This is a genomic window from Acinetobacter sp. YH12086 (assembly GCF_013419345.1).
GTDB lineage: Bacteria > Pseudomonadota > Gammaproteobacteria > Pseudomonadales > Moraxellaceae > Acinetobacter > Acinetobacter amyesii.
In genome coordinates, this window is sequence record NZ_VPAF01000012.1 from 33297 (window position 1) to 58793 (window position 25497).

Sequence of the window (25497 nt, forward strand, 5' to 3'; positions counted from 1 at the left end):
CGGTGATGTCTGAGATAAAGCCATAAAAAAACGCTGCCGAAGCAGCGTTTTTTTATACCTAGAATTTGAGTTGCTTAGAACACTTTCAAGAATAACCAGTACAAGCAACCTGATAGACAGATCGTTGCAGGTAAAGTGAAGACCCAAGCCGATAGAATGGTTTTCACTGTTGTAAAGTTCAGACCCGATTTATTCGCGACCATGGTACCTGCAACCGCAGAGTTAAGTACGTGTGTAGTCGATACAGGCATACCAAAACCATCCGCAGCAGCAATCGTTGACATAGCAACAAGCTCGGCAGACATACCCTGACCATAGGTCATGTGGTTTTTACCAATACGTTCACCGACAGTCACAACAATACGTTTCCAACCCACCATGGTTCCAAGACCTAGTGCCAATGCAACAGCGACTTTTACCCATGTTGGAATGTACTGCAAGAACGAATCTAAGTGACTACGATATTCCTTCACTGTCTTTTGTTCAGCTTCTGCCATTGCTGGTAGTTGTTCAGCTTTATCTAGACGTTTAAAAGCAGTGGTACTGAGGTACATGTCATTACGAATCGAAGATACTTCTTGTTCAGGAATATCTTTTAAGTCGCCATACTGTGCAACACGCTCACCTAAATGATCGGTCAAACTTGCCAAAGCTGGCACAACTTCTGGGCTGACTTCTTTGGTTTGAATGTATTTGGTGAGTACATCACGTGCTTGTGCATCAGGAATATCCTTATGCTCTGCGTAGATCGCAGTCGCAGTTTGAGCAGATAACTGATGGAAAGATTGAATATGTTGATTATCTAAGTTCTTATTCAATGAATAAGCCAATGGCACACATCCGATCAAAATCAGCATGATCAGCCCCATACCTTTTTGACCATCATTTGAACCGTGCGCAAAACTTACACCTGTACAGGTAAAGATCAAAATTGCACGAATCAGTGGTGGTGGCGGCTTATTGCCTTCTGGTGGCTGAAACAATTCTAGCTGTTTGCGGAAAATACGCTTCACCAACAAGAAAACTAGGGCTGCAAATGCAAAACCAATCAGTGGAGAAAACAATAACGCCTTACCGACTTTAAGCACCTGCTCCATATCTACACCGCTCGCACCACCACCTGCATTTAACAGGTAGTTCATGATGCCAACGCCAAGAATAGAACCAATCAAAGTATGCGAACTAGACGCTGGGATGCCTAAGAACCAAGTCCCTAAATTCCACAAAATCGCTGCGATCAACATAGCGAAAACCATGGCAAAGCCAGCACCTGAACCGACATTCATAATCAATTCAACAGGTAACAAGGCAATAATGCCGTAAGCGACTGCACCACTGGCAACCATTACGCCTAGGAAGTTACAGAAACCCGCCCACATTACCGCAACCGGTGCTGACAAGGCGTTGGTATAAATCACTGTTGCTACTGCATTTGCAGTGTCATGGAAACCATTTACAAATTCAAAGCCAAGTGCGATGAATAAGGCTGTGCCCAATAAAATCATTGAATAAAGACTTAAAGGCGGAACATGCGCTAAATCGGCAGTCACCTGAAAACCAATATAAATCAACGTTGAAATAATCACCGTTAAAAATACCGGCATAAAGAATTTCGGTGTAGGCACATGAACATTCGTGGACTTTTGAGGAGTCGACGTGTGCGCTGAATCTACGGGAGTTTGTTTAGAATTCATGCAGGCAGGAATAGAGGATTTTAAAATCCCCATATTGTTCAATTTAATTATGACAATTATATGACAAAGCGGTGTCATATAAAGCAATTTTTCATGCTTTATTTGTTTTTTTTAAGCGTTAAACACCGACTTCCATACTCTACTTTCATAAAGTAAATCAGTTATTTAATCTGCGTATTTAAACTTTATTTTCTTTAAAACCCAATGTTTCAACTTATATTTCATCTGTCATGTTTTTTTGTCATATTGCATAGCCCTGCTGGATGTTTTTTAATCTTGCCTGAGCAATATTACAAATTCATGAAGCTTTCCATACATTTATATGAAATTGGAATATGAAATTATCAAGTTGCAATATTGCTCATTAATTCAACAAGCTAATAATTGCGCACTGTGAAGATGATTGAATATCAATAAAACTGCAATGAATTCTGTTAATATATTTGCCGATTTTATATTCCATCGGATTGGGGTTATTTATGTCCACGCTTGCCACCCTAAAAGAGCTGCTCGCTCAACGGATTCTGATTATCGACGGTGCAATGGGCACCATGATTCAGCGTCATAAACTCGAAGAAGCTGACTACCGTGGTGAGCGTTTTGCAGATTGGGCATCTGACCTCAAAGGCAATAATGACCTATTGGTGTTGACTCAACCGCAAATTATTCAAGGCATTCATGAAGCCTATCTCGATGCTGGTGCAGACATTATTGAAACCAACAGCTTTAACGGCACTAAAGTTTCAATGTCTGACTACCACATGGAAGATTTGGTATCAGAGATCAACCGTGAAGCAGCGCGTATTGCCAAAGCCGCTTGTGAAAAATACTCAACGCCTGAAAAACCGCGTTTTGTAGCAGGTGTGCTTGGCCCGACTTCACGTACTTGCTCGATCTCGCCAAATGTAAATGACCCAGCATTTCGTAACATTACTTTTGATGAGTTAAAAGAAAACTATATTGAAGCTGCGCATGCCCTGATTGAAGGCGGTGCAGACATTCTTTTAATTGAAACAGTATTTGATACTTTGAACTGTAAAGCTGCCATTTTTGCAGTGAAAGAAGTCTTCAACCAAATTGGCTACGAATTGCCATTGATGATTTCAGGCACGATTACCGATGCCTCAGGTCGTACATTAACAGGCCAAACCGCAGAGGCGTTCTGGAACTCTGTGCGTCATGGTGATTTATTGTCGATTGGCTTTAACTGTGCCCTAGGTGCAGATGCCATGCGTCCGCATGTAAAAACCATTGCTGACGTTGCCGATACTTTTGTTTCGGCGCATCCGAACGCTGGCTTACCAAATGCCTTCGGCGGTTATGATGAAACCCCTGAACAAACCGCTGCCTTTATTAAAGAATTTGCAGAAAGTGGCTTGATTAACATCACTGGCGGCTGCTGCGGTACAACGCCGGATCACATCCGTGCTATTGCCAATGCCGTAAAAGACATTGCGCCGCGCCAAGTGCCAGAAACCAAACCCGCTTGCCGTTTAAGCGGTTTAGAGCCGTTCAACATTACAGAAGATTCGCTGTTTGTAAACGTCGGTGAACGTACCAACGTGACAGGTTCTAAAAAATTCCTACGTTTAATCCGTGAAGAAAACTTTGCCGAAGCTTTAGAAGTTGCACAGCAGCAAGTTGAAGCCGGTGCTCAGATTATCGACATCAACATGGATGAAGGCATGCTGGATTCAGAAGGCGCAATGGTGCACTTCCTGAATCTTGTAGCCTCTGAACCTGAAATTTCACGTGTGCCGATCATGATTGACTCATCTAAATGGGAAATCATTGAAGCGGGCTTAAAATGTGTACAAGGTAAAGCGGTTGTTAACTCGATTTCCTTAAAAGAAGGCTATGACGAGTTCGTTGCAAAAGCACGTTTGTGCCGTCAGTATGGCGCTGCCGTAATTGTAATGGCCTTTGACGAAAATGGTCAGGCCGATACAGCTGCACGTAAAAAAGAAATCTGTAAGCGCTCTTATGACGTGTTAGTGAATGAAGTTGGCTTCCCTGCTGAAGACATCATTTTTGACCCGAACGTGTTTGCCGTGGCAACTGGTATTGAAGAACACAATAACTATGCTGTGGACTTCATTGAAGCGACTGGCTGGATTAAGCAAAACTTGCCGCATGCCATGATTTCTGGCGGTGTGTCTAACGTATCGTTCTCTTTCCGCGGTAACGAGCCTGTACGTGAAGCGATTCACTCAGTGTTCTTATACCATGCCATTCAGCAAGGCATGACTATGGGTATCGTCAACGCAGGTCAAATGGCGATTTATGATGATATTGATGCTGAACTGAAAGCTGCGGTTGAAGATGTGATCTTGAACCAAAACCAAGGTGAAAGCCATCAAGAAGCTACAGAAAAGCTGCTTGAAGTTGCTGAAAAATACCGTGGTCAAGGCGCTGCACAAAAACAAGTGGAAAACTTGGAATGGCGTGAACTTCCAGTTGAAAAACGTCTTGAACACGCTTTGGTTAAAGGCATCACAACGTTCATCGATGAAGATACTGAAGAAGCGCGCTTAAAAGCTAAACGTCCACTCGATGTGATTGAAGGTCCGCTGATGGACGGAATGAACGTTGTAGGTGATTTGTTCGGTTCAGGCAAAATGTTCCTGCCGCAAGTCGTGAAATCTGCACGTGTCATGAAACAGGCTGTAGCTTGGCTGAACCCGTTCATTGAAGCGGAAAAAACAGCTGGCCAATCTAAGGGTAAAGTCCTAATGGCAACTGTGAAGGGCGATGTGCATGACATCGGTAAAAATATCGTGGGCGTGGTGTTGGGCTGTAACGGCTATGACATTATCGACCTTGGCGTGATGGTGCCTTGCGAGAAGATTCTGCAAACTGCGATTGATGAAAAAGTCGACATTATTGGTCTATCAGGTCTGATCACACCGTCTTTAGATGAAATGGTTTTTGTTGCGAAAGAAATGCAGCGCAAAGGCTTTAATGTTCCATTGATGATTGGCGGTGCAACCACATCTAAAGCACATACAGCAGTAAAAATTGATCCGCAATATTCAAATGATGCGGTGATTTATGTTGCCGATGCATCTCGTGCGGTGGGTGTAGCAACAACTTTACTTTCTAAAGAAATGAAACCGAAGTTTGTTGCAGAAACCCGTGCTGAATATGAAAAAGTCCGTGAGCGTATTGCCAATAAACAGCCAAAAGCGGCCAAACTGACGTATGCTGAATCTGTAGAAAATGGCTTAAAAATTGACTTTGCTGCCAATGCGCCTGTGAAGCCAAACTTTATTGGTACGCAAACGCTGATCAATTATCCATTGGAAACATTAGTTGAGTACTTTGACTGGACACCGTTCTTCATTTCTTGGAGTTTGGCAGGTAAATTCCCTGCTATCTTAACGGATGAAGTTGTAGGTGAAGCAGCAACTGACTTGTATGAACAAGCACAGACCATGCTAAAAGACATCATCGACAACAAACGTTTTGATGCTCGTGCTGTGTTTGGTATTTACCCTGCTAACCGTTCTGCAGCGGATTCGGTTGAAGTGTATAGCGAAGATGGTCAATCGGTTACGCATACCTTCCATCACATTCGTCAACAGTCTGATAAAGTGACAGGTAAACCAAACTTGTCATTAGCGGACTTTATTGCGCCTAAAGGTGTCGCAGAAGACTACTTGGGCGGTTTCACTGTATCGATCTTTGGTGCAGAAGAAATGGCCAATGAGTACAAAGCTAAAGGCGATGACTACTCTGCAATTCTTGCGCAATCTTTAGGTGACCGTTTTGCGGAAGCGTTTGCGGAGCATTTGCATGAGCGCATCCGTAAAGAGTTCTGGGGTAACCAAGCGTCTGAAACCTTAAGCAATGAAGAATTGATTAAAGAGAAGTATGTGGGCATCCGTCCTGCACCGGGCTACCCTGCTTGTCCTGAGCATTCTGAAAAAGCACCATTGTTTGACTGGCTCGGTTCCACTGACAAGATTGGTACGCAATTGACTTCTAGTTTTGCAATGTGGCCGCCTTCATCTGTCAGCGGTTTCTACTATGCAAACCCTGAAAGCCAATACTTTAACGTGGGTAAAATCGCAGGCGATCAGCTTGAGGATTATGCGAAACGTAAAGGCTGGACATTGGATGAGGCGAAGCGTTGGTTAGCGCCAAATTTGGATGATTCAGTTCAGTAATTAGTTTGAAAAAATCCCCTCTAATGAGGGGATTTTTTATATTTGAGTTGGAATTCGTAAATATTTATCTTTAAGTCTTTCTATTTGCTTTCTAGGAATTCCCATACAACTATCTAGACTACCTACTTCGATTCTCTTTAAATTAAAAAATTTAAAAGTGTAGCGGAGCTTAGGATGATAATTAATAATTTTATATCTTCTAAAAACATCTTTATCTATATCCAAACTAATCAGCTGGTAAAAATTAATATTTTTTTCTAATACAGGATGAATGAACAAATAATTATCTAAGGAAAAATCAACAGAATCATCATAATTCTTATTTGATAATAGATTATTGATGAAATCAACTCTAGTTCCCTTTTGAGATCCTGTATTGCATCTAGGGCATGATAAGGCTAAATTTCTATCATCAAAAGTATATTTTGTATAAACATCTTTAGGTAATACATGTTCTATATGAACAATAATGTCTTCATCTTCAGAAAATTTTCTTAAACAATATGAACATCTTAAATCAAAATCAGCTTTTAGCTTCTTTTTAATTTGCTGTTTTAAGCCTTTAAAAGATTTGCAATCCCAAGGTTTATTTTTACAAACACATGGGTGAGCTCTCGGTTCACCTTTTAAAGTTAGCTTAGGGTATATACATTGGTAATTCGAGAAATCTATAGAGCTCATTTGCTTAACCTCTTACAAATTCATCAAATATTTTATTTAGTGTATTTCTTTGAATATCGAGATCACATGCATCTTTGAGTTCATTAAATTTTTGAGAAATTTCATCATGTGTAATCCTTCCAAGATCATATTGATCGAGTAAATCTACACAATATCTCGATAAAAAAGAATTATCTGGAGTTAGAATACCAAATACTTCCCAATATAAAGACTCAATACTATAGTCTTCATCTTCTTCTATAACAGTTAAGTTTTGATTTACGACCTTAAATATTTTATATTCAATATTTCCTATATAGTCATCATATAATTTTTTTTGATTTACTTGAATTTTTGAAATAATTAGTGGCGAATGTGTAGCTATAAATATTTTCATATCATACAAATAAAAATAATCATATATCTTGACCAAGTACTCTCTTTGCCACTTTGGATGTAAGCTAATTTCAGGCTCATCAATTAAAATAATATTTTTTTCATTATTATTTAAACTATTATCCAAAAATAGCATCTGTGCCAAAAAATGAGACTCTCCTGAGCTTGCTCCATCCAACTTAAAACTTTGATTACCTTTAAATAGCAAGAAGTCAATTTTAATTATTTTCTTATTTGCAAATAATTCATAAAGTTTTCTAAAAATTGGCATTGTCTTGAGGTTTCTATCAAGATGCCCCCAATATCCAAGATCAAAGAAATATTCATCATAATCATTATATGGATGTAAAAATTCTTTTAATTGAATACAGAATGCTTCAAGGTCATCTAAATTATAGTCAATATAACTATGCGCATCAGGCGCTTTAAATTTATTATATTTATCTATACTTCTAATAAAATATGTTAGAAAATCACCATCAAAATCTGGGTAGAATGAGATTAAAACACCTAGCTCTTTTTCATAACCTAAATATTCTAAGATATTATAGATTCTGTTATTTTCACTTAATATTGAATCAATTATAGTCTTCTTTAAAAAAAATTTTCCTGCTCTAGCACTTAATTTTTTATAGCCTTTTTGATGAAATTTATCAAAGACCGTATTTGATATTGCTAAAACACTTTTATTTTGCCTTAAATACTTTTGTCCTATAGAATTCAAAAGTCGGCTTTTACCACTCCCATTAACCCCCACTAAGAAATTTACTTTTGTATACTCTGTCATAATTTTTCACTTATTTAAATACAAATAAATTATATTTTTCAAAAACTTAAAAAACAACATTCAAGTTGCGTTACTATTTTCTTACAAAAGATGACTGCTACACCTCAATTATGCAATCCCTCCTAACCTCCCTTTAAAAAAGGGGGATTTAGGGGGATTCATTCCAACAAGATTTATATATCAAAAAATGTTTATTTTCTAACTCTTCAATCTAAAACCGCCCTTTTTTACACTTTTATGTCAGCAAACATTATGTTTTTCGATAATAATAAACTTTTTTACATTCTCCCCTATAAATACAGATTGGTACATCCATGAAAAAACTCATGAACGGTGCAGAAAACATCGTAATTGAAATGTGCAAAGGCTTTGTTCTTGCCCATCCAGAACTCGCATTTAACGAGTCGCACAAAATCATTTCACGTAAAGAAAAACACAATAACGTGGCACTTATCAGTGGTGGTGGTAGCGGTCACGAACCTGCCCATGCAGGCTTTGTAGGCACAGGCATGTTAGACGCTGCCGTATGTGGTGATGTATTTGCATCTCCATCGCAAATTCAGGTTTATAAAGCCTTACAGCAAGTCGCAACTGACAAAGGCGTGCTGATGATCATCAAAAACTATTCTGGCGATATGATGAATTTCCAGAATGGCGCAGCCCTTGCAACTGAAGACGGCATTAAAGTTGACTATGTAAAAGTGGCAGATGACATTGCGGTTAAAGACAGCCTATATACCGTTGGGCGTCGTGGTGTTGCTGGTACAATCTTCGTGCATAAGATTGCCGGTGCTGCTGCCTCTAAAGGGTATGAACTTGCTCGCGTGAAAGAGCTGGCTCAAAAAGCTGCGGATAACGTTATTAGCCTTGGTTTTGCCTATAGCTCATGTACCGTTCCTGCCAAAGGCACGCCAACGTTCACTTTAGCTGATGATGAAATGGAATACGGCGTCGGCATTCACGGTGAACCGGGCATCCGTCGTGAAAAAATCCTGCCATCTAAAGAACTGGCGCAGCGCATTGTTGATGACCTATTTCTGGATCGTCCTGATTTGATTGAAGTTGCAGTTTTGGTCAACGGTTTTGGTAGCACACCGCTGCAAGAGTTGTATGTCTTTAACCATGATGTATGCGAACACCTTGCACGTAAAGGCATCAAAATTTACCGCACATTTGTCGGCAACTATATGACCAGTATCGACATGAATGGTGCATCTGTGTCCTTGCTTTCTGTCGATGATGAATTGAAAACTTACCTCGATGCAGCAGCCAACACCCCTGCATTTAAAATGGATGGTTCAGCAGCAAAGCCTTTAACTTTTGTGTCCAAAGATGCTTCAGCCAAAGCTGTAGTAAACACCCAAGTTGAAACACAGCCTGAACATGCGGTGATTAGCAATGAGCAATTCACCATCGAAAACATGCGTTATGTGGTGGATGTGATGTCTGCCTGTATCATTAGAAATGAAGTGCCATTCTGTGAGCTGGACGCGCATGCTGGTGACGGCGACTTCGGTATGAGCGTGGCGAAAGGCTTTAAGCAATTAAAACGTGAATGGCAAAGTCTGATTCAAGCGCAGCAGATGGATGAATTCATGCTGAACTGCTCAATGATCATTATGGAACATTGTGGTGGCGCGTCTGGCCCAATCTGGGGTTCAGCATTCCGTGCAGCAGCGAAATCAATTCAAGGCAAATCAGTTTTAACTGTCGCTGATTTCGCAGAGATGCTGCAAGCAGCGGTCAAAGGCATTCAAACTACAGGTGAGCGTTCATTTGGACGCGGCGCAGTGGTGGGTGATAAAACCCTGATTGATGCACTTGTGCCATGCGCAGATTCTTGGTCTGCCCATACAGATAAAACCTTTAAAGAAAACTTTGTACTTGGTGCAAAAGCGGCGGTTCAAGGCGCTGAAAATACCAAAGAGATTGTAGCGCGTATGGGACGTGCGGGAACTGTAGGCGACCGTAGTCTTGGCTATCCAGATGCTGGCGCACATGGTTTAGGTGTAATCTTTACGGATATTGCAGAACATATTAAATAACTGAGCATCTTTAAAAATTGCCAGACCACATCAAAAGCATCGATTCGTCGGTGCTTTTTTTATGGCTATTTTAAAGCACTTTTTTTCATCAAATATCTCATGCATACAATACCGTTAGCATGAAATCCATTTTCAAATAATGCTTAAAAATTAACACAATTGAGCTGCTTTATCGCCTAGCGCTTTGCTAAGTTAAAACATATAACGATAAAAAAGGATGAGACATGGATTTAAATCAAATATTCATCCATGACACTACATGGACTTTTGCTGCCGAAGTGATTTTGCGTAGCGTCATTATGTTCGTTTTAATCATCGTATTCTTACGCCTAACAGGTAAACGCGGGGTGCGTCAGTTATCCATCTTTGAAGTTGCCATCCTCCTTGCTTTGGGTTCTATTGCAGGCGACCCGATGTTTGAAGAGGAACTCCCCCTCTTACAAGCGCTCATTGTGATGACGGTAGTGATTGGTTTATACCGCGTAATCACTTGGCTCATGATGAAATACCAACCCTTTGAAGATTTAATTGAAGGCAAAGCCCTCTACATTGTTGAAGATGGTGAATTGGTTTTAGAAAAGATTAAACAAGGAAAAATGTCGCATGATGAATTTTTCTCTGAAATGCGTCAGCAAAATGTGGAGCATCTTGGACAAGTTCGAGTTGGTTTATTAGAAAGTGATGGCAAATTTAGTATTTTGTTTTATCCACCTGAGCAGGTACGTTATGGACTGCCACTATTTCCGAAACCCTACAAAGCGGTTCGAGATATCAAAATGCATCAGCTGTATGCCTGTACGCACTGTGGCAAAACCATGTACATTCACGGTGCTCAGGATACCTGCCCGCGCTGCGGATGTTGTGACTGGGCTGAAGCGATTAATACACAGCGTTTAGCTTAAGCATTCAAGGCTTAAATTTTAAAATTCTGTGCCGCTTCAATTAAACACGTCATCAAAATACAGTAAGATCCAACGACCATCACCACAAAACCCCCTCTTGGATGTTTATTTCGCCATCTAAAAGTGCAACAGCAGAGATTTCATTGGTTAATATCTGTGCATTATTTCAGTTCAGGCAAGCCATCCAGCTTTCATCTTTTGAAGACCACAAGATGCTCAGACAGACTCCCAAAATGTATCATTCGTCAATTTTAAGTTTCATTCTCGCGCTAACATCTATCAATCAGATAAAAATACAAAATAATGAATTGCCCTGAATTAACTCAGAAATGGCGCTATTTGTTTTTCATTTTTTAAACAGATTCTAAAAACATAGTTTTTACTTAATAATCATTCATTTAATTTTGTCATTGCAAATCATTATTGCACTATTTTAGTGCATTATTGTCATGCTCAAGCAAGTCTTTGCTTTATATCGAGTCTTCTACATTTTTTAGTTTTTTTAATCAAAATTTCCCTCTCTCACTCCTCTTTTCGAAATTATTCCGCTCGATATACTGAACTTCTTTTCGTGAACTAGCGCACTAAACTGGAACACCTTATGCAAAATATAGATCTCCTCTTTCTCCTTCTTGGTGCAGTCTTGGTTCTTGCCATGCATGCTGGCTTTGCATTTTTAGAATTAGGTACAGTACGACATAAAAATCAGGTCAATGCGCTGAGTAAAATTTTGACTGACTTTTCTATTTCCGCAATTGCATACTTTTTTGTGGGTTATTACATCTCTTATGGTCAGCACTTTTTCCATATTGGGGACACTTTAGCAGCCGATCATGGCTACAACTTAATGCGTTGTTTCTTCCTGCTGACATTTGCCGCAGCCATTCCAGCGATTATTTCGGGTGGTATTGCTGAACGTGCAAAAATGCGGACTCAAGCGATTGCCACATTATTATTGGTCGCTTTGGTCTATCCATTTTTTGAAGGCATGGCGTGGAATGGTAATTTTGGGCTACAAGCATGGTTAGAACGCACATTTGGCGCAGCCTTTCATGACTTTGCAGGTTCGGTCGTGGTACATGCCATGGGCGGTTGGATCGCTTTAGCTGCAGTACTTTTACTTGGCGCACGTCATGGACGCTATAAAAAAGACGGTCGTATCAGCGCGCACCCGCCTTCAAGTATTCCATTCCTTGCCTTAGGTTCTTGGATTTTAATCGTTGGCTGGTTTGGCTTTAACGTGATGAGTGCGCAACGTTTGGATGCCATTTCAGGACTGGTTGCAATTAACTCTCTCATGGCAATGGTGGGCGGCACGCTTGCAGCAAACTTTATGGGTAAAAATGACCCGGGTTTCTTACACAATGGTCCCTTAGCAGGTTTGGTTGCAATCTGTGCAGGCTCAGATGTGGTTCATCCTGTCGGTGCGTTGATTATCGGCGCTATCGCAGGTCTGATCTTTGTCAAACTATTTACATACACTCAAAACAAACTCAAAGTCGATGATGTACTTGGCGTATGGCCACTACATGGTGTATGTGGTGCTTTCGGTGGTATTGCAGTGGGTGTATTTGGACAAAAATGGTTGGGCGGTTTAGGCGGTATTTCAATGATCTCTCAATGTATCGGTACGCTGCTCGCGATCGTGATTGCAGTGGCTGGTGGTTTTATCGTTTATGGTTTACTCAAAGTAACGATGGGCATTCGCCTAGATCAAGAAGAAGAATTCCGTGGTGCAGACTTAAGTATTCACCGCATTTCGGCAAACTCTGAAGAAAACATGTTCTAAACAACACAATCTAAAGCGGCTTTTAAGCCGCTTTTTTTAACCCTAAAATTCGACAATACCTTATTTCTGTTAGCATTATTTCAGAAAATTTAAGACCTGATCCAAATGCTGAATTTTATTCGGAATGCTGTGCTGTTGTTCAGCACTTAAAGTATGAAAGCCTTCAAGCAATACAGCAGACATCCCTGCTTGGCTCGCACCATAAATATCATTGACAGGATGATCACCAATAAATAAACACTCGGTTTCCGTCACGCCCAACTCACGACAACTGTACTGAAATATTTCAACTTTGGGCTTACTGATGCCTGCACTTTCCGAGCTGATGATCTGATCAAAATACGATGCAAAACCCAGTCCATTTAAAATATTCAGGCGTGTGGCATGTCCACCATTCGACACCACCGCCAATTTATACTGCTGCTGTTTTAGTTGCTGCAGCAAGCTCAATGCTCCCGGCATCGCCACGGCAAACTGACCAAAGTGCTGAAACCAAAATTGTGTGAGCTCATCAAAATCGGGTTGATGTATCCAATCCAGCTCCGTTTGTAGAGCATAAGCGACAGATGCCCCAATACTCGGATGAGTAAGGAGTTCTTTTTTCGGATATCCCCCATTATCTATACGATTAATAATACGTTTAATCTGTACAAGGTCTACCTCCACCAGCGTCGACTGATAAGACTCGGCTAAATACTGCGTATAGGCCTGAACGCTGTGATCTCGATGAGTCAAAGTATTATCTAAATCAAAAAGGACTGCACGTATGCTCATAAATCTTTATTACTGAGTTTTCAAAAACTTTAACACAATGCCCGTTTTGCTTTATGCACCTTCTTCGCTATCGATATCGATACTGTTCAAATAGCCGATTAAGTCTGATTTAAGTTTTGTGGTTTCAAATAGCAGCATTCAAACAAAATAATTTCAGCACATCACACGACTTATGCTCTCGAACCGTTCATTTTTATTACGACAAGCCCTGCTGCTCGCACTCAGTTTGGTTGGCCTCCTTTATGTTTTTCCCGTCGGTGGTTCGCTCGACCAAACTTTTATTCAGCCTTGGGTCGACCTACATGGTGGTTTTCCTCATCGTAATGATTGGGCACTTGCGGTGCTGAACCATCGCTATATCAAGAATATCGTCATAGGCGTTTATGTTCTCTATATCGCAGCATGGATATGCAGTTTTAAATATCCGCATCTGAAAGCACGTAAGTTTGAATTCGGTTATTTTATCGTAGTGGCTCTACTCAGCACGGCAGTCATTGGGTTGCTCAAATCACAATCTGCGCATGCCTGCCCTTGGAATATGACAGTCGCTACAGCCCATGGCTTTTCTTGGGATTTTTCAGCACGCCAAGGACACTGTTTCCCCGGTGGCCATGCTGCGACTGGTTTTGCCCTAATCACGGGCTATTTTGTTTATCGAATACATCGACCTGCCCGTGCCTATTTCTTTTTATCTGCTGGGCTGATTTTAGGCTTTGCTTTTGGCTGGGCGCAAATGATGCGGGGTGCACATTTTCTGAGTCATAACCTTTGGACTGTATGGATCATTTGGGCATTTAATTGTGTCATGTATGTGCTGTTTTCTCGCCATTTCACTGCATTAACTACAACTACGCAGCAAAAGAGCAAAGCATTTACATGGATCTAATCTTTAAGTGTCTAAATTGAACTTGATCTGAAAATGATTGAGTCACTCATGATTCACTGAATGGAATCTGTAAGCTCACTTTCAGACCGCCCAATGTTTCACTTTTAGAAAACTCCAATTCCGCACCGATATGTTTTGCGGCTTTATCTACAATTGCCAGCCCTAAACCACTTCCAATTTCTTCATGATTATAAATTCGATAAAAGCGTTTTCGAATTTGCTCATATAAAGCTGAGTCGATGCCAGGCCCACTATCTTCAACCTGTACAACCGCCTGCCCCGCATGTTCAAAGACGGAGACATTAATCATGCCCTGTGCAGGGGTATATTTAATGGCATTATCAATCAAATTAAAAATGATTGAATGTACCGTTGGCTCAAGACTATATAAGGCAATGCTTTGTTGTTGCTCCATGCCAAGGTCAATATCTTTTTGCATAGCCAAATGTACCAGTTGCTCCACGCAATTGGTTGCGACTTGCTTAAGATCAAAATGTTGTTTGCGCTCAAGTTCAAAGACCGAGGCGTCTTGTTTTGCCAAACTCAATAATTGACTGACCAAATGCTGAATACGAATTAAACCTTTACTCAAATTTTGTAGAGCGTCATCTTGTGGAAATTTTTGTAGCAAAATCTGCATTTGCAAATTCAGTGCGGTAATCGGGGTCCGTAACTCATGCGCTGCGTCAGCAATAAACTGGCGCTGTTCCTGCTGTGACAATGAAATTCGTTCAAACAACTGGTTCATTTCAATAATAGTCGGTGCAATTTCCTCTGGATACGGCATTTGAGAGATTGGAGAAAGTTCAAAGGCATCCCGTTTTGCCAGTTCTTTTTTAAATTTTTCCAGTGGGTTTAAACTGCGTTGAATCAACCATCCCAAAGCGATTAATGCAAAAGGTATAAAAACCAAATAGGGAATAAACATGCTACTGGCCAATTCAGCAGCAAGATGCTGTCGTACCGATTCTTGCTGACTGACCTGAATTTGCCGATCTGCAAGTGGCAAAATATAGGTATGCCACTCATCTTGTTGGGTATTGTGGGTATAAAAACCGGCTTTGGGCTGAGGCGCGACCAATAATTTTAATTGATGGGTTTGATGCGCATTGGACTGATAAGTCCACACATCAACAAATAAATCTTCTTCGTGATAACGCTTATGTTGATCAAATTCGCTGCGAATAGGCTGCGGATCATGCTCTGCAACACGTTCCGCCAAATTTTGCATTTGCGCATCTAAAATTTCATTAATTTCTTCAAGTGCAATTCGATAAGCTGAAAACACCAAAAGACAGCCCAACAGCATACTGAAAACAGACACATAAATAATTAGTCTCTTTTTCAGAGAATAAGGCTGCTGCATGGTTGATAATTCCTTTGCCTTAACCGAGTCGATAACCTAAACCACGAATGGTGCGAATAAAATCTTTGTCTAATTTTGTTCTGAGATGATGCACATACACTTCAATAGTATTACTGCTGATATCACTATCAAAATCATAAAGCTTATCTTCTAAATTAGCTTTCGAAAAAATCTTATTCGGATGCGTCACCAGTGGTATCAATATGGCCCATTCACGGTTAGATAAATCGACATATTGCCCCTTATAGCGCGCAAGATGCTGCTCAATATCTAAAATCAATTCACCATGTTTTAAAATTTTCTGTGGTGCTTCGACTGAACTCAGCCCTGTGCGTCGAAGGAGTGCATGAATCCGTGCAAGTAGTTCATCAAACTCATATGGCTTAATCAGATAGTCGTCTGCCCCATGGTTTAAACCATCTACACGATTTTGTAATTGATCACGTGCCGAGATGATTAATACCGGCAATTTGGGCTGCATTTGACGAATTTGTTTCAGGACTTGCATACCATCCATCATCGGCAAACCCAGATCTAGCAAGACGATATCAATCCCCCCTTGCATTATGAGCTTTAAGCCATCGATACCATTATTCACCCACTCGACTTCAAACTGTTGATAGTTCAACAAGGTTTTAGTCGATTCGGCAATCATGAAATCATCTTCAATAATAAGTATTTTGTGCATGGCTTAAGTCCTGCGCTGTACTGAAGTACATTGTTGCAACATATTGTTTTTTTCATCAATCACTTGAGTCTGCACATCGAGCAAACTCAATAGCGATGGAAATAGATTATCCTGACTTAATTTTTGGCTTTTTTTTGCCATTAAACAAGTATATTGCGCTGAATTATTTTTTTGCCACGCCGGTGAAAACCACATCAACATCGGTACATGGGTTTGCTGTGACGGTGCAATTGCGTATGGAGAACCGTGTAAATATAAGCCATGTTCACCTGTCGACTCACCATGATCGGACAAATACCACAGTCCTGTTTGATAGTTGTTAGTCACTTTTAAGGTGTTAATCAATTCACTCAGCACATGGTCAGTATAGACAATACTGTTGTCATAACTATTTATTAATTCCGTCGAGCTACATCCCTGTATGGCATTGCTATTACAGGTTGGCTTAAATTTTTGAAACGCTGTGGTACTTCGTTTGAAATAGGCAGGGCCATGACTGCCCATTTGGTGTAACACAATTAAACGGGGAGTTTGATCTGCTTTGGGAATCGAAGCCAAATATGCCTTCAAACCATCCACTAAGATTTCATCATGACATTCGCCATCGGCATCACACCACTTTTTCTTCAATGCTTCAGGAAATTCATATTTTTCAACACGTGTGCATGTACCCTTACAGCCTGAATTATTATCTAGCCACGTCACCTTATAGCCTGCACGCTGTGCAATATCGAGTAAACCTTCGCGATGACTTGCAAGCTGTTCGTCATATTCGGTTCTCGGCATGCCCGAGAACATACAAGGAACAGACACAGCGGTTGCGGTGCCACATGAACTGACTTGGCTAAAATTGATAATATTTTGCTGACTGAGTTCAGGATTGGTATTTTTAGCATAGCCATTGAGTGAAAAACTTTCCGCGCGCGCAGTTTCACCAACCACCAAGACCATCAATTTTGGTAAGCTTTTGGCGCTTACGTTTTCAACCATATGTGCATCTTCACCATAGATCAACAATGGCAAATTCTGTTTCGGTGCTTTTTTGTGATAATAGGAAAATATAGAAGCGATAGTGTTTTGTGGTGAGAGCATGCCTTTTAAGTCACGATGCTCACGAAAGATCGCAGCATAATCGACAAAATAAACAAACAGCAAAGCACCCATCAGGATGAGCGATAGCACTATATGTAGACCCTTTTTGGCTACCACCGTGCTTAGGGCTTCTTTATGCAGTGGTAAAAGCCAGATCAAAAGCACTGGCAAAATAACCAGTCCAAAGACCCAGATAAAAAATTGTGGCGAGATTAAATCCTGCACTTCCTTTACATCTGTTTGCATCATGTTCTGCACTTGGTCAGATGTAATGGTCACGCCTAAACTATTGACGAAATAAGCACTCAAGCCACCAATGATCAGCAAAACACTCGCCAAAAGTTTTGAATTCCATCGCCATTGCAGGAGTTGCATCAGCACATTATAAAGTGCCACTACCACCAGTACGGTTGCCGCTAAAAATAGTCCGGCCTTCAATCCCGTATAAGGTGTGAGCTGCTGGATTTGCTGATAAAACGCGAGGTTCAAAACCACCCCAAGCCATAAGGCAAGCACGAGGTTAAATTGACTTAAACTAAGTCTTGGAATTTTTTGCTGTATTTTAGCTATGACCTGAAGCATATTGGCATCAATTATTGATTTTTGATGCCCTAATCTAAAAATTCAAACTTAAAAATCACTTAAAACTGATCAAAACCAAGCAAGAAAAATAAAAAAAGGCGATGTAAAACATCGCCTTTTGAACAACTTAAATCAAGGTCTTAGAATTTAAATTCTAGACCTGTACCTAAAACAGGTTGTTCGCTTTCATTAGAACCTTGTTCAAGTGCTAAGTAACCTGCATAACCATAAGCTTTCACTTGTTTGCTAAATGCATAATCTGCACCTGCAATGAATTGCTGAGCTTCGTAATCATCACCCACTTTATAGGTCGTAGTATTTTGACTATATTGTGCTTTGACTGTCCACGCTTTTGCAGAAGGTAGATTGTATTCTGCGCCGACTAACCAACCTTGAGCATCATCAATATTTGCTGCATTCTCTGCATTCGTGTTTGTGTCTTCTTTGCTTGAATATGGTGTTTTTTCTACTTCAGACGTTTGATATAAAGCTTTCAGTGCCAAACCACCCTCAAGATTTACACGACCAATCGCACGAACGGTATTTGCGGCAGCAAAAACTTTGGTACCTGTAACTTCAGGAGTTTGAGCATTTAAGATCCCTACACCACCAAAGTTCGATGGAATGGCTTTGTCATACGCTAAACCTGCGACAACAACGGGGCTGTCATAGACAACAGACGCCGACCAAGCATCGCCAAGACCACGACCTGCAGTTTTTACTACACCTTTATCACTCTTGATTCCTGAAGACTCACCTGTTGCAAACAATGCATTAACTTTAATTGCACCTTCAGCAATTTTAAATGCTGGTGATTCATAGACAACAACGTTATCTACACGGTTTTCACCCGTCATGATGCCTGTAACATCAGCACGGTTACCCACGTAGTTATTGAATGTATCAACTGGACTAGACAATTGTTTTAATGGTGTATCGTGTGCACCGACTTTCAATGTACCAAGTTTCGCATCTTTCAAACCAACGAAGCGGTTACGCTTAGACCAGTCATCGCCTTCGCCGTCTGAGTTAAATGCCCATTCAATTGCATAAACTGCGGTTAAACGGTCAGTCAGTTTTTCATCGCCCTTTAAACCCAAGAAAGAACTGTTAGAACTGATTTCAACGACATCTTTATCTGAAACACCCGTTTTATTATCTTCAGGTAAATAATCAACTGACGCATCAATTTCACCGTAGAAGGTTGGTGCTGCAAAGGTTGACCCAGCCAAAAGGCTCAATCCGATAGCCGCTGCTAACTTAGTTTTCATCAAAAATTTTCCTTAAATTATTTTGTAACAGATATTACACACGCGAAACATATTACAAAATTATTAAAATAATATTTGCATTGCTCTTTTAGTGCTTTAGCTGATAAAAAACAACCAAAATCATGATTTAGAAGTGATTTTGGTCATTTTTTGATGCTTTTCCCCAAAATAGAATCGGGACTAAGCTCAATGCAGCCAAACCTGTGATCCAAAATAAATAAGTGCTATAACCCAACTGATCGGCCACTATGCCACTGATGCTATACAGCCCCCCACTCACCGTAGCCATAATGGCAACCTGAAATGTAAAGTCCGTTGCTGCAAATGCTTTACGACTATATTGCATCACCAAAGTCAGCATGATCACAAGCAGCATGGCTGAAATCATGTCTTCGGCAGCATTGATCCCATAGATCAGCCATTCATGGACGGGCCGTTTTGCCTCGAACTGCAAAGCCAGCCATGCATAGGTCAATAAACTGAATATTTTCAATACCGAATAGAAAACCAAGGCTTGCGCCCGAGAAATATACTTCAAGCTAAGACCAGCAAGCCCCGCCCCAATTAAAGCAGCCACCGCACCTAACATGGTGACATACAGACCAATTTGACTAAAACTCAATCCTAAATCGACCATCAGCGGCTTAAGTAAAGGACCTGCTAGACCATCTGCAAGCTTAAAACTCAATAAGATCATCAGCCACAGTGTGAGGGTTTTAGTTTGGGTAAAATAAGTCAAATACTGGCGAATAGCGTAGAGCAAGTCTGAAGTATGCTTATGGTTGTTATCATTCTCTTGAGAGGAAATTATGTTGAGCTGTGGCTTTAAAGGTTCTCGATACATAAAAATAGGAATGGTATTGATGAACACCAATGCCGCTAAAAACAGAAAGGTGGCTTGCCAATCCAACCAATCCAAGGCCCAAAGCACAGCACCACCACCGACAATAAAGCCGAGTCTGGAACCAATCACCTGAAAGGTATTGCCCCAGTGCTGTTGGTCAGTTTTTAAAATATTGACGGCCAAGCCATCGGTTGCGACATCTTGAGTCGCACCAACCAAATTCATACTGAGTAAAGCCACAAAAAACAGCAGCAAATACATTGGTTCATTCAAGCTTTGGATCGGCAAAAAAGACAGGAAGACCAAGACCACCACGGACAACAACTGCATTGGAATAATCCAACTCCGATAGTGCCCTTTGGACCTTGAACCATGTCGATCAATCCACGGTGCCCAAAAAACTTTGATCGACCATGGCAGCATGAGTAATCCAAAGCCACCAATATGTGCCAAAGATACACCTTGCGCTCTTAAAATCACTGGTAAAGCATGCGTCATAAAACCGACAGGTAACCCTTGCGCCCAATATAAGGAAAACAGTAAAAGATAGAGCTGACGAAGCTGGATCATATGTTCCTAAATGTTGAGTGCGCTGAAGTTACATTTAGAGTAGTCAAAATACGGCTATTTTGCCAATGATCTAAAAAAATCATCGACCTAAGATAAAGGTCAATGCTGATGCCGTACTTTTAAATGTGCATCACATCAAAAATGGATTTCACCTATATAAGAATATGCAATGAATCAAGAGACTCTATTATTTCCGGTTTTGCCCGATCAAGTCCCATCACGTGGTTCCACTCTGAGCCGCGCTATTTTTAAAAAACTTTTTTTGGCACAAGGATGGAAATTTGACGGCGAATTTCCCAACCTTGCCAAAGCTGTAGCGATCATTTCTCCGCATACTTCTAATATAGATGCATGGCATGGTTTTCTCGCCTTGCTTGGAATCGGGATAAAAATAACCATTTTTGGTAAAAACACCCTTTTTGATACTCCCTTAAAACCACTTTTGGATTGGGTCGGCGTGATCCCTGTGCAACGTGAAAATCCACATGGACTGACGCATGAAATTGCTGAGATTGTCCAAGCGACAGATCAAATTTGGATTGGAATGGCACCTGAGGGAACACGAAAAAAAGCCGATAAAATCCGCAGTGGTTTTTACTATATTGCCTATGAAGCACAGATACCTATTGTGATGTTTAGCTTTGATTATGCAAAGAAAACCATTCATTGCTTGGGTGTTTTTGAACCCAGTGGAGATTTTGAAACTGATCTCGAAAAAATTTTGAAGATTTATGATGGCAAATTTTCCCCGAAAAATCCCGAATGGTTGGCCTTGCCGTTACAAAAGCACTGGAAAAAGCCCTAGTCAAATGGCTATTTTTTTGATGTGATGTGCACTTTGTATATTTAACCATCAGATTTCACCCATGAAACTTTTGCAATACCTGATTCCTAGCCTCTTTGTATTGGCACTCACTGGCTGTGATTCTGCAACCAAAACACCTGCGACCACGACACCTACACCAGCCAAAGCACGTGAACCGGTGATCGCGATTGCGCTCGGTGGCGGCGGTGCCAAAGGTTTTGCACATATTGGTGTGCTTAAAGTGCTCGAATCGCACGGTATTAAACCTAAAATTGTGACTGGGACCAGTGCGGGTAGTTTTGTTGGCAGCTTATATGCCAGCGGTAAAACGCCATATCAAATGCAGCAATTGGCCCTGAACTTTAAAGAGTCTGATATTCGTGATTTAACCTTAAATAGCCAAGGCATTATTCAAGGGCAAAAACTGCAAGACTTTGTTAATAAAAACGTCGGCAATAAATCGATTGAACAATTTCCAAAACGCTTTGCTGCTGTAGCCACCCGTTTGGATAATGGCAGTAAAACTGAATTTAACCGTGGTAATGCAGGCCAAGCGGTACGTGCATCGTGCAGCATTCCAAATGTATTTGTACCTGCAACCATTGCAGGGGTGAAATATGTCGATGGTGGCTTAGTCAGCCCGATTCCGGTGAAAACGGCACGTGATATGGGTGCAGATATCGTGATTGCGGTTGATATTTCTGCGCGTCCTGACGGTAGCAAAGCCGTAAGCATGTTTGGTTTACTCGATCAAACCATTAATATCATGGGACAACAAAGTATTAATGAAGAACTGAAAAATGCTAATTTCGTGATTCAACCTAAAGTGGGACATATCGGCACACTCGATTTGAAGTCGAGCAATGCGACGATTTTAGAAGGTGAAAAAGCCGCACAGCTCAAAGTGAATAGCATTATTAAGGCGATCGATAACTTTAAACAGTCCCCTGCGGCCTTTAAACCAGCACCAAAAGCGAAAATATAATTCAACGATTTTTTTTATATTCATTGAGTTATACATCTGCTACATTGATATAGATACTGGTTCATCTATATCAATTCACCCTTATATAAGAGTAGATGTATGGAATTTATTTTAGAACCTTGGCACTGGTTTGTATTGGGCGTCGCTTTGATGCTTTTTGAACTGATTTTGCCGTCTTTTGCTGCGCTATGGTTTGGCGTTTCTGCAATTTTGGTTGGGATCTTATATTGGATCTTTCCATCCATGGACTTTAATGTCCAAATTGTGGTTTGGATTATTTTTGCCGTGCTCTGCACATTTTTGTGGTTCAAATTTATTAAGCCTTTATCCATTGATAAAACCAAAGCAGGTCTGTCCCGTGAAGCGACGATTGGCCAAGTGGGTATGGTGATTCAAACCCAGCTCAATCATGGCAGCGTTAAAGTTCGCTTCCCAATGCCTGTTTTAGGTTCAGACGAATGGCATTGCCGTACCCAAGATGCACTTCAAGTCGGCGACCGTGTTCGCGTGACCGATATTTTAGGCAATGATTTAGTCGTCCAACTGCACAGCAGCAACCACCCCACTGACAATCCATAAATAAGTGAGAAATGACATGTCTGGTGTTTCTATTGTTTTTTTAGCGCTCTTAGTTTTTGTAGCCGTCACCATTTTTAAAGGTGTCCGTATTGTTCCCCAAGGTTATAAATGGATTGTTCAGCGTTTAGGTAAATACCATACCACGCTCAATCCGGGGCTGAACTTTGTGATTCCGTATGTCGATGAAGTGGCTTATAAAGTGACAACCAAAGATATCGTGTTAGATATTCCCTCTCAGGAAGTGATCACACGTGACAATGCGGTACTGCTGATGAATGCTGTGGCTTATATCAACTTAACCACACCTGAAAAAGCAGTTTATGGTATTGAAAACTACACATGGGCGATTCAAAACTTAGTTCAAACCTCTTTGCGTTCTATTGTCGGTGAAATGGACCTCGATGATGCACTTTCATCGCGTGATCATATTAAGGCTAAACTTAAAGCTGCTATTTCTGATGATATCTCTGACTGGGGTATTACGCTTAAAACGGTAGAAATTCAAGATATTAAACCTTCTCATACCATGCAAGCGGCAATGGAAGAGCAAGCAGCAGCGGAACGTCAACGTCGTGCAACAGTCACCAAGGCAGACGGTGAAAAACAAGCGGCTATTTTGGAAGCTGATGGTCGTTTGGAAGCCTCTCGTCGTGATGCAGAAGCTCAAGTGGTACTGGCAGAGTCTTCTCAACGTGCAATTGAAATGGTGAGTTCAGCTGTCGGCGATAAAGAAATTCCAGTTGCATACTTACTGGGTGAACAATACGTCAAAGCCATGCAAGATATGGCTAAATCTAATAATGCCAAAACTGTGGTATTACCTGCGGATGTACTGAATACGATTCGTGGTGTGATGGGACGTAATAACTAAATCTTTGCATTAATTAAAATGGGTCGTGACATACGGCCCATTTTTATGCCCAAAACAAAAAAGAAGGCAAAGTTTGTGAATTTATGTTTAAATTTCACGTTATTTTTTTGACGTTTTAGGACTTATCGTTCGATTTCACCTACTTGGCTTAGGCAAATCCCATTGAGTCCCCTAATTAAACGCAATTGTCCAACGCCAAAGCGGATACCGTATGAGCTCCCTGAATCCCACCCTTATTACCTTTCTCTTTTATATTGTCGCCATGGTCGTGATCGGTTTACTTGCTTACCGTGCGACCAGTAACTTTTCTGACTACATTTTAGGTGGCCGCCGATTAGGGAGCTTTGTCACTGCCCTTTCTGCAGGTGCATCGGATATGAGTGGTTGGTTGCTCATGGGTCTTCCGGGGGCGATTTACCTTTCAGGTTTATCTGAAATGTGGATTGCAATTGGTCTGATCATCGGTGCTTGGCTCAACTGGCTACTTGTGGCAGGTCGTCTTCGTGTACATACCGAAGTTCAAAATAATGCCTTGACCCTACCTGACTATTTCTCAAATCGTTTTAACGATCAAAAGAAAATCTTACGTATCGTGTCTGCTGTAATTATTTTGATTTTCTTCGCAATTTACTGTGCTTCAGGCATGGTTGCAGGCGCTCGATTATTTGAAAGTATGTTTGGTATGTCGTATAGCACTGCGCTTTGGATCAGTGCCATTGCAACGGTGAGCTATGTGTTTATTGGTGGCTTCCTTGCTGTCAGTTGGACCGATACCATTCAAGCGGGCTTTATGATTTTTGCCTTGCTACTTACCCCTATCGTGGTCATGTTGTCATTCTCTGATTTAAGCCAGTTCACTCTGGCACTAGAAGCAGCACGCCCTCAAGCGATGAATGTATTTGCTGACTTAAGTTTTGTCGCAATCATGTCTTTATTGGCATGGGGCTTAGGCTATTTTGGTCAACCGCATATCTTAGTCCGCTTCATGGCAGCTGATTCTGTTAAATCGATTCCCAATGCACGCCGTATTGGTATGACATGGATGACGCTCTGCCTCGGTGGCGCAGTTGCAGCAGGCTTCTTCGGTATTGCTTATTTCCAACAGCATCCAGAACTGGCAGGTGTCGTTACAGCAAACCCTGAAACGGTCTTTATGGAATTGACTAAAATTCTATTTAACCCATGGGTTGCAGGTATCGTATTGGCTGCGATTTTAGCTGCGATCATGAGTACCCTCAGCTGTCAGCTTTTAGTCTGCTCAAGTACATTAACTGAAGACTTTTATAAATCATTCTTACGCAAAAATGCTTCACAAAAAGAATTGGTTTGGGTCGGCCGTATTATGGTGTTAATGATTGCGTTGCTTGCGATCTATATGGCGGGTAATCCTGACTCTAAAGTCCTTGGTCTCGTCGCATATGCATGGGCAGGCTTTGGTGCTGCATTTGGCCCACTGATTATCATGTCATTGTTCTGGAAACGTATGACACTCAATGGTGCTTTAGCCGGTATGGTGGTTGGTGCAGTCATGGTCATTCTATGGAAAAATCTCTGGGGCGATACAGGCGTTTATGAAATTATTCCGGGCTTCATCTGCTCACTACTTGCAATCATCATTGTAAGCTTAATGGGCAAAGCACCATCTGCTGAAGTCACTGAAAAATTTGAAGAAGCAGATCGTATCTATAAAGAAAGTATTTAAGACCAATAGCACTTAAATTTAATTTCTAAGTTTTAATATC

General features: G+C 41.0%; 19 protein-coding genes. 10 read left to right on the plus strand and 9 right to left on the minus strand.

What is annotated here, in order from left to right; all coding sequences use genetic code 11:
• Positions 1-74: 74 nt before the first annotated feature.
• On the minus strand, positions 75-1694 hold the full coding sequence (locus tag FTU29_RS12725) for an inorganic phosphate transporter (RefSeq protein ID WP_180122263.1): 1620 nt from the start codon (positions 1692-1694) through the stop codon (positions 75-77).
• Positions 1695-2173: 479 nt separating this feature from the next.
• Here FTU29_RS12725 and metH point away from each other — a divergent pair, with 479 nt between their 5' ends.
• Complete coding sequence (gene metH / locus FTU29_RS12730) at positions 2174-5863, plus strand: methionine synthase (RefSeq protein WP_180122219.1); 3690 nt, start codon at positions 2174-2176, stop codon at positions 5861-5863.
• Between the two features lie 36 nt (positions 5864-5899).
• On the opposite strand, the gene FTU29_RS12735 is transcribed toward metH, so the two are convergent.
• Together FTU29_RS12735 and FTU29_RS12740 are read right to left on the minus strand one after the other, a co-directional pair.
• A complete protein-coding gene (locus FTU29_RS12735) occupies positions 5900-6544 on the minus strand; it encodes an HNH endonuclease (protein ID WP_180122222.1) in 645 nt (214 codons plus the stop codon).
• Between the two features lie 4 nt (positions 6545-6548).
• Positions 6549-7706, minus strand: coding sequence for an AAA family ATPase (locus FTU29_RS12740; protein WP_180122224.1), 1158 nt, complete (start codon positions 7704-7706; stop codon positions 6549-6551).
• Positions 7707-8020: 314 nt separating this feature from the next.
• On the opposite strand from FTU29_RS12740, the gene dhaK reads away from it, so the two are divergent.
• The 3 genes from dhaK to FTU29_RS12755 all read left to right on the plus strand — a co-directional run bounded on the left by dhaK (position 8021) and on the right by FTU29_RS12755 (position 12442).
• On the plus strand, positions 8021-9751 hold the full coding sequence (gene dhaK, locus FTU29_RS12745) for a dihydroxyacetone kinase subunit DhaK (protein WP_180122226.1): 1731 nt from the start codon (positions 8021-8023) through the stop codon (positions 9749-9751).
• Positions 9752-9975: 224 nt separating this feature from the next.
• Positions 9976-10653, plus strand: a complete 678-nt coding sequence (locus FTU29_RS12750; RefSeq protein WP_180122228.1) for a DUF421 domain-containing protein — start codon at positions 9976-9978, stop codon at positions 10651-10653.
• Positions 10654-11254: 601 nt separating this feature from the next.
• On the plus strand, positions 11255-12442 hold the full coding sequence (locus tag FTU29_RS12755; RefSeq protein ID WP_180103038.1) for an ammonium transporter: 1188 nt from the start codon (positions 11255-11257) through the stop codon (positions 12440-12442).
• Between the two features lie 75 nt (positions 12443-12517).
• On the opposite strand, the gene FTU29_RS12760 is transcribed toward FTU29_RS12755, so the two are convergent.
• A complete protein-coding gene (locus FTU29_RS12760; protein ID WP_180122230.1) occupies positions 12518-13216 on the minus strand; it encodes an HAD family hydrolase in 699 nt (232 codons plus the stop codon).
• A gap of 172 nt (positions 13217-13388) precedes the next feature.
• Between FTU29_RS12760 and FTU29_RS12765 the strand changes: the two genes are divergently transcribed.
• Entirely contained in the window at positions 13389-14102 is a 714-nt protein-coding gene (locus tag FTU29_RS12765) for a phosphatase PAP2 family protein (protein WP_180122232.1), read from the plus strand.
• Between the two features lie 46 nt (positions 14103-14148).
• Here the strand turns inward: FTU29_RS12765 and FTU29_RS12770 are convergent, their stop codons facing one another.
• From FTU29_RS12770 to FTU29_RS12790, 5 genes are all read right to left on the minus strand, one after another.
• On the minus strand, positions 14149-15468 hold the full coding sequence (locus FTU29_RS12770; RefSeq protein WP_180122234.1) for an ATP-binding protein: 1320 nt from the start codon (positions 15466-15468) through the stop codon (positions 14149-14151).
• A 19-nt stretch (positions 15469-15487) separates the two neighbouring features.
• Positions 15488-16156 carry a response regulator transcription factor gene (locus FTU29_RS12775; protein WP_078189962.1) on the minus strand — a complete coding sequence of 223 codons (669 nt, stop codon included), beginning with the start codon at positions 16154-16156 and terminating at the stop codon, positions 15488-15490.
• Between the two features lie 3 nt (positions 16157-16159).
• Positions 16160-17830, minus strand: a complete 1671-nt coding sequence (locus FTU29_RS12780; protein ID WP_180122236.1) for a phosphoethanolamine transferase — start codon at positions 17828-17830, stop codon at positions 16160-16162.
• Between the two features lie 140 nt (positions 17831-17970).
• Positions 17971-19101 carry a porin gene (locus tag FTU29_RS12785; RefSeq protein ID WP_180122238.1) on the minus strand — a complete coding sequence of 377 codons (1131 nt, stop codon included), beginning with the start codon at positions 19099-19101 and terminating at the stop codon, positions 17971-17973.
• A 127-nt stretch (positions 19102-19228) separates the two neighbouring features.
• Positions 19229-20515 (minus strand): MFS transporter, encoded by a 1287-nt coding sequence (locus tag FTU29_RS12790; protein ID WP_180122240.1) that lies wholly within the window; start codon positions 20513-20515, stop codon positions 19229-19231.
• A 169-nt stretch (positions 20516-20684) separates the two neighbouring features.
• On the opposite strand from FTU29_RS12790, the gene FTU29_RS12795 reads away from it, so the two are divergent.
• The 5 genes from FTU29_RS12795 (at position 20685) to putP (ending at position 25457) form a co-directional block, all read left to right on the plus strand.
• On the plus strand, positions 20685-21320 hold the full coding sequence (locus tag FTU29_RS12795; RefSeq protein ID WP_180122242.1) for a 1-acyl-sn-glycerol-3-phosphate acyltransferase: 636 nt from the start codon (positions 20685-20687) through the stop codon (positions 21318-21320).
• A 61-nt stretch (positions 21321-21381) separates the two neighbouring features.
• On the plus strand, positions 21382-22305 hold the full coding sequence (locus FTU29_RS12800) for a patatin-like phospholipase family protein (RefSeq protein ID WP_180024072.1): 924 nt from the start codon (positions 21382-21384) through the stop codon (positions 22303-22305).
• Between the two features lie 99 nt (positions 22306-22404).
• Positions 22405-22884, plus strand: coding sequence for an NfeD family protein (locus FTU29_RS12805; protein ID WP_078189968.1), 480 nt, complete (start codon positions 22405-22407; stop codon positions 22882-22884).
• Positions 22885-22900: 16 nt separating this feature from the next.
• A complete protein-coding gene (locus tag FTU29_RS12810) occupies positions 22901-23755 on the plus strand; it encodes an SPFH domain-containing protein (protein ID WP_078189969.1) in 855 nt (284 codons plus the stop codon).
• A 211-nt stretch (positions 23756-23966) separates the two neighbouring features.
• Positions 23967-25457, plus strand: coding sequence for a sodium/proline symporter PutP (gene putP / locus FTU29_RS12815; protein ID WP_180055351.1), 1491 nt, complete (start codon positions 23967-23969; stop codon positions 25455-25457).
• The last annotated feature ends 40 nt before the right edge of the window (positions 25458-25497 follow it).

Coding starts and splice junctions, on each gene's coding strand:
- FTU29_RS12770 (WP_180122234.1), bottom strand. CDS start 15,468: ATGCAGCAGCCTTATTCTCTGAAAAAGAGACTAATTATTTATGTGTCT.
- FTU29_RS12790 (WP_180122240.1), bottom strand. CDS start 20,515: ATGATCCAGCTTCGTCAGCTCTATCTTTTACTGTTTTCCTTATATTGG.
- dhaK (WP_180122226.1), top strand. CDS start 8,021: ATGAAAAAACTCATGAACGGTGCAGAAAACATCGTAATTGAAATGTGC.
- metH (WP_180122219.1), top strand. CDS start 2,174: ATGTCCACGCTTGCCACCCTAAAAGAGCTGCTCGCTCAACGGATTCTG.
- FTU29_RS12755 (WP_180103038.1), top strand. CDS start 11,255: ATGCAAAATATAGATCTCCTCTTTCTCCTTCTTGGTGCAGTCTTGGTT.
- FTU29_RS12740 (WP_180122224.1), bottom strand. CDS start 7,706: ATGACAGAGTATACAAAAGTAAATTTCTTAGTGGGGGTTAATGGGAGT.
- FTU29_RS12785 (WP_180122238.1), bottom strand. CDS start 19,101: ATGAAAACTAAGTTAGCAGCGGCTATCGGATTGAGCCTTTTGGCTGGG.
- FTU29_RS12795 (WP_180122242.1), top strand. CDS start 20,685: ATGAATCAAGAGACTCTATTATTTCCGGTTTTGCCCGATCAAGTCCCA.
- FTU29_RS12735 (WP_180122222.1), bottom strand. CDS start 6,544: ATGAGCTCTATAGATTTCTCGAATTACCAATGTATATACCCTAAGCTA.
- FTU29_RS12810 (WP_078189969.1), top strand. CDS start 22,901: ATGTCTGGTGTTTCTATTGTTTTTTTAGCGCTCTTAGTTTTTGTAGCC.
- FTU29_RS12760 (WP_180122230.1), bottom strand. CDS start 13,216: ATGAGCATACGTGCAGTCCTTTTTGATTTAGATAATACTTTGACTCAT.
- FTU29_RS12725 (WP_180122263.1), bottom strand. CDS start 1,694: ATGAATTCTAAACAAACTCCCGTAGATTCAGCGCACACGTCGACTCCT.
- FTU29_RS12805 (WP_078189968.1), top strand. CDS start 22,405: ATGGAATTTATTTTAGAACCTTGGCACTGGTTTGTATTGGGCGTCGCT.
- FTU29_RS12765 (WP_180122232.1), top strand. CDS start 13,389: ATGCTCTCGAACCGTTCATTTTTATTACGACAAGCCCTGCTGCTCGCA.
- FTU29_RS12750 (WP_180122228.1), top strand. CDS start 9,976: ATGGATTTAAATCAAATATTCATCCATGACACTACATGGACTTTTGCT.
- FTU29_RS12775 (WP_078189962.1), bottom strand. CDS start 16,156: ATGCACAAAATACTTATTATTGAAGATGATTTCATGATTGCCGAATCG.
- FTU29_RS12800 (WP_180024072.1), top strand. CDS start 21,382: ATGAAACTTTTGCAATACCTGATTCCTAGCCTCTTTGTATTGGCACTC.
- putP (WP_180055351.1), top strand. CDS start 23,967: ATGAGCTCCCTGAATCCCACCCTTATTACCTTTCTCTTTTATATTGTC.
- FTU29_RS12780 (WP_180122236.1), bottom strand. CDS start 17,830: ATGCTTCAGGTCATAGCTAAAATACAGCAAAAAATTCCAAGACTTAGT.